Annotated in this window: 13 protein-coding genes; 2 read left to right on the top strand and 11 right to left on the bottom strand. The window is 39.0% G+C overall.

Annotation, left to right across the window (positions count from 1 at the left end):
• Positions 1-37: 37 nt before the first annotated feature.
• The 5 genes from slyD to tsaA form a co-directional block, all read right to left on the bottom strand.
• Positions 38-625 (bottom strand): peptidylprolyl isomerase, encoded by a 588-nt coding sequence (gene slyD, locus A4G16_RS01595; RefSeq protein ID WP_165888414.1) that lies wholly within the window; start codon positions 623-625, stop codon positions 38-40.
• Positions 626-729: 104 nt separating this feature from the next.
• A complete protein-coding gene (locus tag A4G16_RS01590; RefSeq protein ID WP_165888413.1) occupies positions 730-870 on the bottom strand; it encodes a hypothetical protein in 141 nt (46 codons plus the stop codon).
• A gap of 72 nt (positions 871-942) precedes the next feature.
• A complete protein-coding gene (gene aqpZ, locus A4G16_RS01585; RefSeq protein WP_165888412.1) occupies positions 943-1,629 on the bottom strand; it encodes an aquaporin Z in 687 nt (228 codons plus the stop codon).
• A 180-nt stretch (positions 1,630-1,809) separates the two neighbouring features.
• Positions 1,810-2,544, bottom strand: coding sequence for an SIMPL domain-containing protein (locus tag A4G16_RS01580; protein WP_165888411.1), 735 nt, complete (start codon positions 2,542-2,544; stop codon positions 1,810-1,812).
• A gap of 51 nt (positions 2,545-2,595) precedes the next feature.
• Positions 2,596-3,357: a tRNA (N6-threonylcarbamoyladenosine(37)-N6)-methyltransferase TrmO gene (tsaA, locus tag A4G16_RS01575; RefSeq protein ID WP_165888410.1), complete on the bottom strand. Its 762-nt coding sequence runs from the start codon at positions 3,355-3,357 to the stop codon at positions 2,596-2,598.
• Positions 3,358-3,416: 59 nt separating this feature from the next.
• Between tsaA and A4G16_RS01570 the strand changes: the two genes are divergently transcribed.
• Positions 3,417-4,325 (top strand): 1,4-dihydroxy-2-naphthoate polyprenyltransferase, encoded by a 909-nt coding sequence (locus A4G16_RS01570; protein WP_165888409.1) that lies wholly within the window; start codon positions 3,417-3,419, stop codon positions 4,323-4,325.
• A 71-nt stretch (positions 4,326-4,396) separates the two neighbouring features.
• On the opposite strand, the gene A4G16_RS01565 is transcribed toward A4G16_RS01570, so the two are convergent.
• From A4G16_RS01565 to rpsU, 4 genes are all read right to left on the bottom strand, one after another.
• Complete coding sequence (locus A4G16_RS01565; RefSeq protein WP_165888408.1) at positions 4,397-5,329, bottom strand: DUF3298 and DUF4163 domain-containing protein; 933 nt, start codon at positions 5,327-5,329, stop codon at positions 4,397-4,399.
• 97 nt (positions 5,330-5,426) lie between these two features.
• Entirely contained in the window at positions 5,427-7,301 is a 1,875-nt protein-coding gene (gene rpoD / locus A4G16_RS01560) for an RNA polymerase sigma factor RpoD (RefSeq protein ID WP_165888407.1), read from the bottom strand.
• Between the two features lie 148 nt (positions 7,302-7,449).
• Positions 7,450-9,198: a DNA primase gene (gene dnaG / locus A4G16_RS01555; RefSeq protein WP_165888406.1), complete on the bottom strand. Its 1,749-nt coding sequence runs from the start codon at positions 9,196-9,198 to the stop codon at positions 7,450-7,452.
• A 167-nt stretch (positions 9,199-9,365) separates the two neighbouring features.
• The gene (gene rpsU / locus A4G16_RS01550; protein WP_005712190.1) at positions 9,366-9,581 is read right to left on the bottom strand and encodes a 30S ribosomal protein S21; all 216 of its coding nucleotides are present in this window, start codon (positions 9,579-9,581) and stop codon (positions 9,366-9,368) included.
• 247 nt (positions 9,582-9,828) lie between these two features.
• On the opposite strand from rpsU, the gene A4G16_RS01545 reads away from it, so the two are divergent.
• Positions 9,829-11,082: an O-antigen ligase family protein gene (locus A4G16_RS01545; protein WP_165888405.1), complete on the top strand. Its 1,254-nt coding sequence runs from the start codon at positions 9,829-9,831 to the stop codon at positions 11,080-11,082.
• A gap of 33 nt (positions 11,083-11,115) precedes the next feature.
• Here the strand turns inward: A4G16_RS01545 and rfbB are convergent, their stop codons facing one another.
• Both rfbB and A4G16_RS01535 read right to left on the bottom strand, forming a co-directional pair.
• Entirely contained in the window at positions 11,116-12,138 is a 1,023-nt protein-coding gene (rfbB, locus tag A4G16_RS01540; RefSeq protein ID WP_165888404.1) for a dTDP-glucose 4,6-dehydratase, read from the bottom strand.
• A 27-nt stretch (positions 12,139-12,165) separates the two neighbouring features.
• Positions 12,166-13,437, bottom strand: coding sequence for a sugar transferase (locus A4G16_RS01535; protein WP_165888403.1), 1,272 nt, complete (start codon positions 13,435-13,437; stop codon positions 12,166-12,168).
• Positions 13,438-13,440: the final 3 nt, after the last annotated feature.

Below are 13,440 nucleotides of genomic sequence, written 5' to 3'. Positions count from 1 at the left end.
AGTAGCTATCCCTCCATAAAGGAGGGATAAACTAAATTTAGTGATGACCACCACAACCACAGCCACCGTGATTATGATGATGGTGATCATGGTCGTGTCCACCACAGCAACCTTCGTGGTCGTGATCATGTCCATGACCGCCGCAACCACAGCCACCGTGTCCACCGTGAACATGGCCATGAGAAATCTCTTCTTCTGTAGCCTCACGCACACCAACTACTTCTACAGAGAATAGCAATTCTTGACCGGCTAGCATATGGTTACCGTCAACAACCACTTCGTCACCATCAACTTCAGTGATCACAACCGGCAGTGGACCTAAATCGGTATCCGCGATAAAACGCATACCTACTTCTAATTCATCCACACCCATAAAGACTTCTTTCGGCACACGTTGAACCATATTGTCGTTGTATTCACCATAACCTTCTTCCGGTTTTACACGCACCTCAAACACATCGCCAACCGCTTTGCCTTCTAAAGCTTTTTCTAAACCTTCCACTAAATTGTTATGACCGTGCAAGTATTCTAACGGCTGATTTACCGGTGCTTCATCAACTAATACGCCTTCTTGCGTACGAACTTGATAAGCAATACTTGGCACTAAATCTTTGGTAATTTTCATATTGAATCCTTTTAATTCATCTGTTTTATAAAATAGCAAACCATTGTAACGCTTTATTTTATATTTGCAATCTATCCGCGAATTTTAACCGCTTGTAACATTCATTAGTCAATGATATCAGGTGTTACTGTATCCACTACATCTACGGCTGTACCCACAACACCACCAACAACAGAAGTAACTAGGCAGCCACTCAGTAAAATTGTTGCTGAAATTACACCACATAATTTGATTAATTTTTTCATTTTCTTGCCCTTTTCAAAACAAAAAAGCAGCCCCAATCAATAATTGAGACTGCATAAAATTCACAGCTAGGATTATTTTTCTTCTGCAATAACGCGATAAGCGACAGCGCCAATAATTGCTCCAACAATTGGTGCAACCCAGAACAACCATAATTGTTCAACAGCCCAGCTACCTTGGAATAGCGCTACACCTGTTGAACGCGCAGGGTTTACAGACGTATTAGTTACCGGAATGCTGATTAAGTGGATTAAGGTTAATGCCAACCCGATTGCAATCGGTGCAAAGCCTGCCGGTGCAAGTTTATCGGTTGCTCCCATAATGATGATTAAGAAAAACGCGGTTAAGACGATTTCAATTAACAATGCTGCTGTTAAGCTATAACCGTGCGGAGAATGTTCCCCATAACCATTGCTTGCAAAACCCGCGGTTACATCAAAAGTCGGAATGCCTGAAGCGATAGCATATAATACGGCGGCGGCTGCAATCGCACCAATTACTTGTGCTGCAATATAAGGCAGTAAATCTTTCGCATTAAAACGACCGCCAACCAATAAGCCGATAGATACGGCAGGGTTGAAGTGACCACCGGAAATATGACCAACTGCATACGCCATTGTTAATACGGTTAAACCGAAGGCTAATGATACGCCTGCATAGCCGATGCCTAACTCAGGAATGCCGGCTGCTAATACTGCACTACCACAACCGCCAAATACTAACCAAAATGTACCGAAAAACTCAGCAAAATACTTTTTCATTTTTTGTCCTTACCTTAATTAAGGTGAATAACACATAATGTGTTTTACTTTCCGAATGCTATTTCTAGCCAAATAAAAATATGAGCATCTAAGAATAAATTAAATGCTCATATTTCTAGTATAAACTGATTTTGTGCCCAAATTAAGCAGACATACAAGTCTATACAAATCTATACATTTCTATTCAAACTCCACATTTCCTGACGCACTGGCAGAAATAGTCGTCTTACCTGCTTCTAATGGGATTTGTTCCATTGGGTTACTTTCCGACATCTTAGGTGCAGCCGCCATAGCATACATTCGCTCTTGGCGATAATATGGATGGTTAGCGCCGCCATCATTCGGGGTCTGGATATTAATATTGCTTAACTTATATTTCTTCGCACCTAGCCCTTTTTGGATAATATCTGCTTTGTGTTGGAATTTACGGATAATTTCAAGAGTCATCTCATCTTCAAGAGAAGCCATTTTTTCCGGAGAAACACTGAAATCAATATAGCTAATCGCCACATCTTTGCCTAAGCTCTCAAGCACTGCTGCCATTGCTTCAAAATCTTTACTTTTGAGATTAATGCTGCCTGTGGTTTCCCAACCGTCAATATTGCCTTTGCTGTTATAGTTTACATTATTGGTTAAACCTTCAGCTTGCACTTCAATATTCGGATATTTCTTAGCTTCTTCCAACACACGATTCAAATTTAACGACACTGATTTTTTCAACTCAGGCAAAGATTTTCCCGATTTACGGCTATACACACTTGCCTGCATTAAATCTTTATCTACAGTACGGCTTACTTCCGTTGAAAAATTAAAGGTTGATGTTTTCTCTTTATTTTCAGCAGCAGTTGTTTCTGCTGAAGCTGACATTGTCGCAACTGCAAGCGGTAAAATAGTTAGAAAATTTTTCAATTTCATAGAAATGTTATCCTTAAAGTGATTAAACATTGTTCTTTTGATTTATAACTATTAAGAAAGTTCAATAGGCACAATCGAAAGCACTAAGGCCTGTTCTTTTTCCTCGTGCTGAATAATTTGCCAACGAATGTTATAGCCGGCTAAGCTCATCCCGTAAATTCGTTCCGAGCTTTTCCTCTGTTGATAAGCTGGGCGAGGATCTTGAGCAATCACATCACGAATAAACGTAAGTGGATGCTCAATACCGAATTTTGCAAAATTTTGGCAGAATTTAACCGCTTGTGTTGCCTGCTCACTAAACATAACCTCTAATTTTGCCTCCGGCTTGTATTGAGCAAAGCCCGAAATCGCGTCAGGCTCACTATCTGCATAAGCAATATAGGGTTTAATATCCAAAATCGGCGTGCCATTAACTAAATCCACACTCCCTAACCTTAAATACACCTCGCCGCCTTCAACCACAATTTCCTCTAATTTTACTTTGGATAACCCAATCGCATTCGGGCGATGAGTTGCTCGACTAGCAAACACGCCGATGCGTTCATTCCCGCCCAAACGAGGCGGTCTGACGGTAGCGTGCCAATCCCGTTCGGGAATTTGATGAAATTGGAAAATCAGCCAAACATGGCTAAATTGCTCCAAGCCCCGCACCGCATCAACAGTATTGTAAGGCGGCACTAACTTTAATCGCCCACGCCCCTCACATACCAAATTAGGCTGACGAGGCACGGAAAATTTTTCATCATAAGGGCTTTCAATAAAACCAATAGGCACATATTGAATGGGGGATAATTGGATCTGGGTAGAGTTCATTGGCATTTTTTCTGCTAAAATAAGAGCGATTACCTCTTATTTTAAACGAAATGTATTTTATGAACAAAAATTCTTATTTTTCTATTTGGTTCACCACAGCTCGTCCGAAAACCTTACCTTTGGCATTAGCCTCTATTATTGTTGGCTCGGCACTTGCTCATTGGGCAGGGAAGTTTGATTTTATCACCACACTTCTTGCCTTTATCACTACTATTTTATTGCAGGTTTTATCTAACTTTGCCAATGATTATGGCGATCACGTTAAAGGCTCAGACACCCAAGAGCGAATTGGGCCGTTGCGTGCCATTCAGCAAGGGGCGATCAGCGGTGAGCAACTAAAAAATGCAGTGATTGTGTTAAGCGTGCTTTCATTTTTTTCCGGTGTGGTGTTAAGCGTGTACGCCTATAAAACCATTGAAGATCTATTTTTCTTTATCGGGCTGGGCTTGGTGTCGATTTTCGCAGCCATTACCTACACCGTGGGCAAAAAGGCTTACGGCTATTTGGGGTTAGGCGATCTGTTCGTACTGATTTTCTTTGGCTTCGTAGCAGTTATCGGGGTATTTTATTTACAGGCACATAGCCTACCACCAATGATTTTACTTCCTGCCTTCGGTTGTGGTTTACTTTCGGTTGCGGTTTTAAATATCAATAACTTACGTGATATCAACCAAGATAGACAAGCCGGCAAGAATACTCTCATTGTGAGAATCGGTAGCCAAAACGGGCGAAAATATCACGTTGTACTGCTCGTGCTAGCGGTCATTTCTTACCTGATTTTTGCAATATCCGAATTTCAGCATTGGTACAGCTTCCTATTCTTACTAGTCGTACCGCTCCTTGCCAAACACGCTCGATTTGTCTATTTACATAAAGATCCGAAAGAGCTTTACCCGATTTTAGGGCAAATGGCAGGCTTGGCATTAATCACAAATCTACTGTTTAGTTTAGGAATTATGTTGGGCTAAAGTGTAAAATTTTGGTAAAAATAAACCGCTTGCATCACAACAAGCGGTTCTTTTTTGCAAGAAATTTGCAATTACTCTTCCCGTTTAAAGAATCCGTCTTTCTCTCCACGTTGATAATCCGGATTCAGTAATTCATTTGCCAGATACCAAGGTAGCTCAACTTCCACATCTCCCTCAGCATACGGACCAAGTTCGTAAGGCGGGTAAACAAACACAATCCCATTTGCACCAAAATAGAACTCCGATGAAATGCGAAACTCTTTTTTATCCGCAAATCCATTATATTTACCGTTTTCGTCCACTCGTAACACAGCATAGTTTTCCCAAAGCGCCTCTTTAAGCTTAGCTTGATTTTTTTCACTTACTAAATCATTGAGACTAATCACCGATTTTTTATTTAAATCCACATTGATATAGCTTGTGTGGTGTAATCCATGAGCTCCTCCACTATAGGAAAAAGGCTGCATACTAAAAGTGACAATATTATTACGCTGCCCGATAAAATCACTCAAAATGCTCTCCTCATAACCAAATACAGGCTCTTCTTTCGCACTCTTTACCATATCTTGGTAAATTTCTTCACGGCTTTTGATTAAGTCTTGCTCTGTCGGATTCTGCAATTTTCGACCTTGCTCTTCATTGTAATCATATGCAAATTTAATCAGAATGTTGTTAAGCCACATTAAGTTGGTTTTTGGAATCGTCACAAATGAAGTCACTTTAGTCTCTTCAATCGCATATTCTTCTTTTGGATCGACTTTGTGTTTAATCACTTCACTCTTGTCGAAAATTTTAGCAATTTCCACCTGAAGCGGAATATTTTGTTGTGCCTTAGCAAGTTCCGCTTTCAGGGTTTCATTTTCAGCTTTCGCAGTTTTTAAATCCGTTTCTAACTGAACCACTGCTTTCTCAGCATGTTGTAATTTCTGTAGGGTTTCTTTGTCTTCACAGGCGGTTGTCATCAACACCGCGGCAATCATCAGAGCTAATAGAGATTTTTTCATCAATGTTTCCTTTTGCAAAAAATTCTATAAATCAAACCGCTTGTAGGCGGTTTTGGATAAAAAAAATCCCCTGTACCAACCGGCACAGGGGAAATGATTAATCATCTAAGAAACTGCGTAAGGTTTCCGAGCGGCTTGGGTGGCGTAATTTACGCAACGCTTTCGCTTCAATCTGGCGAATACGCTCACGGGTTACATCAAATTGTTTACCCACTTCTTCAAGCGTATGGTCGGTGTTCATATCAATACCAAAACGCATACGCAATACTTTCGCTTCTCTCGGAGTTAAGCCTTCCAGCACTTCGTTAGTTGCCATACGTAGGCTCTCAGCGGTCGCAGAATCTAACGGTAATTCAAGGCTTTCATCTTGAATAAAATCACCTAAATGTGAATCGTCGTCATCACCGATTGGCGTTTCCATTGAAATCGGCTCTTTAGCAATCTTCAGCACTTTACGGATTTTATCTTCCGGCATGCCCATGCGTTCAGCCAGCTCTTCCGGCGTTGCTTCACGCCCCATTTCCTGTAAACATTGGCGAGAAATACGGTTGAGCTTGTTAATAGTTTCAATCATATGCACCGGAATACGGATAGTACGAGCCTGATCCGCAATTGAGCGGGTAATAGCTTGGCGAATCCACCATGTTGCATAAGTCGAGAATTTGTAACCACGGCGATATTCAAATTTATCTACCGCCTTCATCAAACCGATATTGCCCTCTTGAATCAAGTCTAGGAACTGCAAACCACGGTTGGTGTATTTTTTCGCAATCGAGATAACCAAACGTAAGTTAGCTTCGACCATCTCTTTTTTAGCACGGCGGGCTTTCAATTCACCATTTGCAATACGCCCACCAATTTCACGAATCTGCGAAATCGTCAAACCGGATGTTTGCTCTAAATTCTGTAAATTAGCAATGTTAGCACGAATATTGTCAATATAATTTGCAAGTTTTGGTGCAGCATTTTTCTTCGCATTAATCGCTTTTTCAATCCAAGCTTCACTTAATTCATGTCCTTGAAAAGCTTTTAGGAAATCCGTTTTTTTCATGCCAGCATATTCAACTGCATAACGCTGAATTTGGCGTTCTTCTGCACGTACTTGTTTCATCAATTTCTGCATTGACTCCACAAGTAAATCAAATTGTTTTGGCACTAAGCGGAATTCGCGGAAAATATTGGATAGAATTTCAATCTGTTCTTTCGCTTTCTTGCTTGTTCGACCATGTTTTTGAATGAACACCAATACTTTTTGATGCTGGCTGCGTAACGCTTCAAATTTTTCACGAGCTAGTTCAGGGTCAATAGAGCTATCATCGCTATTATCTGAGTTACCATCACTCTCTTCGTCTTCATTTTCATCATCAGCAACATCTGCTACAGTATCAGATTCTTCATCATCGCCAATTGCAGCTTCTAACTCTTCTTCTGATACTTCCTCCGCTGCATTTGGATCGACAAAAGCCGTAACCAAATCTGATAAACGCATTTCACCACCCTCAACCTGAGCGTAGCAATTTAAAAGCCCTTCTAAAGCTTCAGGATATTCTGCAATTGCACATTGAACTTCGTTAATTCCATCTTCAATACGCTTAGCAATATCAATTTCGCCTTCACGGGTTAAAAGTTCTACTGTTCCCATTTCACGCATATACATACGCACAGGGTCAGTAGTACGACCTAATTCTGATTCTACGGTAGAAAGCACTTTGGTTGCTTCTTCTACTACGTCTTCATCGGCAATATTTTCAGCAAGTAATAAATCATCCGTATCCGGAGCGACTTCCAGTACTTGGATCCCCATATCGTTGATCATCTGAATAATATCTTCGATTTGCTCTGCATCAACTAACTCTTCAGGTAAGTGATCGTGAACCTCAGAAAGTGTTAAATAACCTTGTTCACGTCCTTGAGTAATCAGAAGTTCTAATTGAGATTGCTGTTCTAATTGTTGATCTGCTTGGTTTTCCATAGTGTATCCGTTTATTATGCGAGCATAAAAATAGTAGTGAATTATACCACTAAATTTAGGTTTACTGGTAAATTTGCAAAATTTTTTTACCTAGCACGCCATCACCGCACTAGGTTAGAAATATCCAGCCCCCCTGGGGCTGTAATGATTATTGAAACATCAAAATCGCGTATTCTTGTTTCTCATCATCGGTTAAACCAACGGTTCTGTCTTTAGCAATAAGCTCTTCTTTGCGCAACTCGACTAAATTAGCATAGAGAAAATCGAGGGTTTCAATAAAAGTCGTTTCAATATTTTCCGGCAAGACTAAATGATCCCAGTTTGCCAGTGTTTCAACGATTCTATATTGGGGATGATCCCGATAATGTTCAAGTAGCCCCCCCATACTAATACCTGCATTTTGCTGACAGGTTAGCACCAGATCCGTTAATAACTCAAATCCCGGCTCTTTTAACGCTTTTAATGAAGAAATCTCTGGAACAAATTTAACTAAATAAGGGTTCTGTAGTAACAAGGCAATCAGCAATCGCATTGGCGTGCGTTTAATTTTTACCACTTGATAAAGCGGGTTTTCTTCTGCCTTTTTGTTCGGCAGCATAGATTCTAATTGTGATATATCGAAAATACCCAGTTTCTGACCTAAAATGTTGCGTAAATAAACCCGTAACATTTCACCCGGAATGCGGTTAATTAACGGTACCGCTAACGCCGCAAGCTTAGATTTGCCTTCTTTCGAAGATAAATCAACATCAACCAATAAACTATCAAATAAAAAATCGCTTAATGATTTTGCATTATCTGCCAAATATTGCTCAAAGCCATCTTTTCCCTGTGAACGAACGAAAGTATCCGGATCTTCCCCATCCGGCAAGAAAATAAATTTTAACTGACGGCCATCATGCAAATAAGGTAAGGCATTTTCTAACGCCCGCCAAGCTGCATCTCTTCCCGCTCTATCACCATCATAACAACAAACAATTTGCTCAGTATGACGAAATAGCTGCTGAATTTGATCGCCTGTAGTAGCTGTACCAAGCGATGCGACTGCATTGTTGACCCCAAATTGAGCGAGAGCAACTACATCCATATAGCCCTCTACCACAAATAGATAATCTGGATTCTCATTAATTTGCAGAGCTTGATATAAGCCGTAAAGCTCACTGCCTTTATGATAAATCACTGTTTCCGGCGAGTTCATATACTTCGCGCCTTGCTCATCCCCAGGCAACACTCGTCCGCCAAAAGCGATAACTCGTCCACGTTTATCCCGAATTGGAAACATCACTCGATTGCGAAATTTATCATAAATTCGACCGCTATCATTTTTAGTTAGTACACCGGTATCTAATAATTTCTGCACATCTTCTTGTGATTGCCCGAAAGTTCTTAAAGCAGCATCAAAGGCATTCGGTGCAAAACCAATTTCAAAACGGATAATAATCTCCTGAGATAACCCTCGCTCTTGCAAATAGCGCTGAGCCGCATCCTGGTGAGTTAAGTTTTGCTGATAAAACTTCGCCACAGCCTCCATTAATTCGTATAAATTGCGTTTAGTCTTGTAATTAGCTTGGGGCTTGCCATCTTGATTGATAACATTCTCTCGCGGTACTTCTAAACCGTGCATCGCGGCAAGTTCTTCAATGGCTTCAGGGAATTCAAGCTTATCGTAATCCATCAAAAAACTGATAACATTACCGTGTACACCACAGCCGAAGCAATGATAAAACTGTTTAGATTGGCTTACAGAGAAAGAAGGGGTCTTTTCATGATGAAAAGGGCAGCAGGCTTGATAATCCCGCCCGGCTTTTTTAAGCTTGACCCGACTGTTGATGACCTCAACAATATCGGTACGAGCGATGAGATCATCAATAAACGAACGTGGAATCATACCTTTCATTGATTGTCCTCCTGCTCATAAAGATTCCACAAGCGATCATATTTCACTGGAATTTTGCAAAAATACCACAAAAATAAACCGCTTGTAATCAAAGGATAAAAACACCAAAACCGTGAGCCTAAAAGGAAGCACGGTTTCGATAAATTTTTGCTAATCAGCTCTGCTAATTAGTATAAGCGTGTGTTACGTGCGTTCTCGCGGAAGTTACGTTTTGCGTGACGTTTAGCAAGTGATGCTTTTTCACGTTTACGGATTGTCGTTGGTTTTTCGTAGAATTCACGAGCACGAACTTCTGCTAATAAACCTGCTTTTTCGCAAGAGCGTTTGAAACGACGTAATGCTACGTCAAATGATTCATTTTCACGAACTTTAATTACTGGCATATGCCATCACCTCAGAAAAATATGATTAAATTAAACCGCACACAATTTTGGCGGCATAGAACAAAAAAGGTAGTGCATTCTACCTCAACAAAAAAGCAAAGTAAAGAGCAGATTGATGCTGAAAATCTAAGTTTATAGAACATAGTTCAAGTAAAAATCTCGGATTCTTATCTCAAAAAATAGATGGATAGGTTCACTTTTATTATTATAAAATGAGTAGTATTCTTTTAATTATTTGGATAAATCTATGCTGCTCAATTTCAGAAAAATAGAAAATAAGATGATGCTGTTCTCCAATCTGCTCGTCGCCCTTTTTTTTATTACAGTTTTAACCTTCAAAAAAGGCTACAGTTATGTGCCAATGGCGTTAAGTGTTATCGCCACGCTCACATTCTTATACCATCGTTTCAAATTAAAAAACAAATGGCAAATTGATAAAGAAGACAAATATCTTATTTGCGCCCTTCTTGCCTATTTTCTGACTTTTGTAATCTCGGCTGTTTGTAACGGTGATGGATTTCGTGAAATCGACAACCCAAGTCGAATTTTACTCTTTATTCCATTAATTTTTTTCTTCGGGCTGTACCCCATTAAAAAAACGACACTCTTTCACTTTGTTCCAATTGGGGCATTAGTAGTAGGGCTGTTAGCGATTTATCAGAAATTTGTTCTAAAATTAGTAAAGCCATTTCCTGAAATTATGAGCATTCAAGCAGGTGATATTGCTATTGTACTAGGCTTATTTAGTATCGCGATTGCATTTTACTGGTTTTCACAAAAGAAAAATAAAATTGGTATTTTATATATTTTATTTGCAGGGCTAGGCTTACTTGCTAGTATTCTAACCGGTGCAAGAGGTGGGTGGATTGCCTTCCCTGCTTGCTTTTTGCTCATTCTGCTATTTAACTTTAAACAGATAAATAAAAAAATTCTTGCCACTTCAGCCCTCTTATTAGGACTTTCTCTCTCATTATTTATCTATAAGCCTGAATTCGGTATTCAAAAAAGATACAATGCAGCTAAAAGTGATATCACTCAATATTTTGAAAAAGGTAAGAAAAATTCTTCTCTAGGAGCTCGTTTCGATATGTGGGAAAATGCTCTAGGCGCGATAAGTGAAAAACCATTATTAGGGCATGGCAGCTCTGGATATGAAGTTTTCAAAAAGAAACAAGTTGAAACCCAAAAAATGGCAAAAACTACCTTAAGATTTAACAGCCTACATAATCAATATTTAGAATCTTTCGTTAAAAGAGGTATTATCGGCTTTACTGCACTCATGGCAATTTTACTCATTCCATTTGTAATTTTTGCAAGACGTCTAAAAGCTGAAGACAGAGCAGTTAAATGCATTGCAGTATTAGGTATAGTACATATTACTGCACACTCATTCTTTTTCTTAAGCCAATCTTTCTTAGCACATAATTCCGGTTCAATATTTTATTTCTTTGTATTGATTTTGTTGTACCACCTAATTAAACACAAAGAGCAAGAACTTTAATAAAAACGAAAAGGCAGAAATAATTTCTGCCTTTTATACTTTCCAAAAATTTGGATTCTCTAAATACCATTCCACTGTTTTACGGAGCCCGCTCTCAAAAGTTTCTTGTGGCTGCCAGCCTAACTCTTTTTGAATTTTTGAAGAGTCGATCGCATAACGAGTATCATGCCCAGGGCGATCTTGCACATAAGTAATTAAATCTGCGTAATATTTAACATTTTCAGGTTTATTAGGCACAAGTTCTTCCAATAAATCACAAATCGCGCTTACCACCTCAATATTTGTTTTTCCTTGGTGAGAGCCGATATTATAAGTTTCTCCCACCCTACCTTGAGTTAAAACTTGATATAAAGCCCTAACGTGATCTTCAACAAAAATCCAATCCCGACGCTGTAAACCATTACCATAAATCGGCAAAGCTTTTCCTTGCACCGCATTTAAAATCATCAATGGAATCAATTTTTCGGGATACTGATAAGGACCAAAATTATTAGAACAGTGAGTAATAATAGTCGGTAGACCATAGGTTCTATACCACGCACGAACCAAATGATCTGCCGAAGCCTTAGAGGCGGAATAAGGACTGCTAGGGGCATAAGGAGAATTTTCTTTGGATAATTCAGCCGTTAATGGCAAATCACCAAATACTTCATCGGTTGAAATGTGATGAAAGCGAAAGGCTGATTTTCTAGTTTCCGGCAAGTTCATCCAATATTCATGAGCAGCTTCTAATAAAGTATAAGTTCCAACAATGTTGGTTTGAATAAAATCAGCCGGACCAGTAATAGAACGATCCACATGACTTTCTGCCGCTAAATGCATAACAGCATCGGGTTGATATTTGCAAAAAATCTCAGAAATTTGACCGCTTGCACAAATATCAGCGTGTTCAAAATAGTAGCGCGAACTCCACTCCACAGCAGACAAAGATGATAAATTAGCAGCATAGGTTAATTTATCCACATTAATAACGGCATGTGGCGTATTGGAGATAAAATGACGAATCATTGCAGAACCGATAAAACCGGCTCCGCCTGTTATCAAAATTGTTTTCATATCCTCTTTAATATGAATATAAAAAGATTATCTTGCCCCAAATCCTGTCAGCATAGTTTTTAATGTTTTAAAAATAATTAAAATATCTAGCCACAGAGAAAAGTTTTTAATGTAATAGAAGTCATGTTCGACTTTAACTCGAGTATCATCAACATCAGCAGCATACCCATGAACAACTTGAGCCCAACCAGAAATACCTGGTTTCACAATATGTCTATAATTATAAAAAGGGATTTCTTCTTCAAATTTATCTACAAAGGCTTTTTGTTCAGGACGAGGACCAATCAAACTCATATCACCCTTCAATACATTAAAGAACTGTGGTAGCTCATCAATTCGAGTTTTTCGAATAAACTTCCCGATACGAGTAACACGCATATCACCGCTTGAAGCAAATTGTGCACCATCTTTTTCAGAATCTTTACACATACTTCTAAATTTATAGATACGGAACTCTTTACCACCTTGCCCAACACGATTTTGAATAAACATTGCTCCGCCCTCACTTTCTAGGCGAATAGCAACCGCTGTAATTGCCATAACAGGCAAAGTAATCGGGAATGTCAGTACAATAAGAGAAATATCAATAACACGCTTTATTAAAGAATAAATTGGCGAAGGAAGTAACGACCCTAAATCATTTTCATACATATGGTGAATTTTAACACGCCCTGTTAAGGATTCCTGTAATTGACGGACATTGTACACAGGAATACCATTTAAGGTACATTGTGCTAAAAATTTATGCCATTCAGCAGATAATTCAGGGGCATGCAAATCAGCAGCTATCGCATTAATTCTTTGCTCCCCTAACTTAGGCTCTGTTAACTCAATCCATTCTACATTTTGAATTTGATTTAAATTGACTGCACGCCCAAGAGAAATATAAGCTATTTTAGGCACAATCCAACTTCTTGATACAAAATAGCCGATAAAACAAAACAACATTGTTAAGACAAAACTAGTGCCTAACAACATATTTGAATAATCTAAACGGAATAATGTTAATACTATCAGCACGATAAAATACCATGCAATGACAGTAGAAAATACAAAGCTAGCCGACTTATTACCCGGATATTTAATTAACACTCTCAAACTAATTGCAATCATTACAAAAGCTAAAGATGTAGCAATAATGGTATTAGAGCGAGTATCAATTAAGTTGAAGCCGCTGCCCCAAAAATAAAGGGCTGGCAATAAACTAGAAAAGAGAACACCGAAGACACTTTGCACCGTTGTACTAAAAAATAATCTTTCATACCAACGAGAATGGCGTTTCTTTTTATAAATTTCCATAAA

Origin of the sequence: Mannheimia granulomatis, from assembly GCF_011455695.1 — a bacterium.
Taxonomy (GTDB): domain Bacteria; phylum Pseudomonadota; class Gammaproteobacteria; order Enterobacterales; family Pasteurellaceae; genus Mannheimia; species Mannheimia granulomatis_A.
The sequence above is the reverse complement of the archived record's forward strand: the minus strand, read 5'-3'. Positions and strand labels throughout refer to the sequence as shown.

What these genes read in the sequence shown, in the direction of transcription:
- slyD (WP_165888414.1), bottom strand. Translation starts at nt 625, where the DNA reads ATGAAAATTACCAAAGATTTAGTGCCAAGTATTGCTTATCAAGTTCGT.
- A4G16_RS01590 (WP_165888413.1), bottom strand. Translation starts at nt 870, where the DNA reads ATGAAAAAATTAATCAAATTATGTGGTGTAATTTCAGCAACAATTTTA.
- aqpZ (WP_165888412.1), bottom strand. Translation starts at nt 1,629, where the DNA reads ATGAAAAAGTATTTTGCTGAGTTTTTCGGTACATTTTGGTTAGTATTT.
- A4G16_RS01580 (WP_165888411.1), bottom strand. Translation starts at nt 2,544, where the DNA reads ATGAAATTGAAAAATTTTCTAACTATTTTACCGCTTGCAGTTGCGACA.
- tsaA (WP_165888410.1), bottom strand. Translation starts at nt 3,357, where the DNA reads ATGAACTCTACCCAGATCCAATTATCCCCCATTCAATATGTGCCTATT.
- A4G16_RS01570 (WP_165888409.1), top strand. Translation starts at nt 3,417, where the DNA reads ATGAACAAAAATTCTTATTTTTCTATTTGGTTCACCACAGCTCGTCCG.
- A4G16_RS01565 (WP_165888408.1), bottom strand. Translation starts at nt 5,329, where the DNA reads ATGAAAAAATCTCTATTAGCTCTGATGATTGCCGCGGTGTTGATGACA.
- rpoD (WP_165888407.1), bottom strand. Translation starts at nt 7,301, where the DNA reads ATGGAAAACCAAGCAGATCAACAATTAGAACAGCAATCTCAATTAGAA.
- dnaG (WP_165888406.1), bottom strand. Translation starts at nt 9,198, where the DNA reads ATGAAAGGTATGATTCCACGTTCGTTTATTGATGATCTCATCGCTCGT.
- rpsU (WP_005712190.1), bottom strand. Translation starts at nt 9,581, where the DNA reads ATGCCAGTAATTAAAGTTCGTGAAAATGAATCATTTGACGTAGCATTA.
- A4G16_RS01545 (WP_165888405.1), top strand. Translation starts at nt 9,829, where the DNA reads ATGCTGCTCAATTTCAGAAAAATAGAAAATAAGATGATGCTGTTCTCC.
- rfbB (WP_165888404.1), bottom strand. Translation starts at nt 12,138, where the DNA reads ATGAAAACAATTTTGATAACAGGCGGAGCCGGTTTTATCGGTTCTGCA.
- A4G16_RS01535 (WP_165888403.1), bottom strand. Translation starts at nt 13,437, where the DNA reads ATGGAAATTTATAAAAAGAAACGCCATTCTCGTTGGTATGAAAGATTA.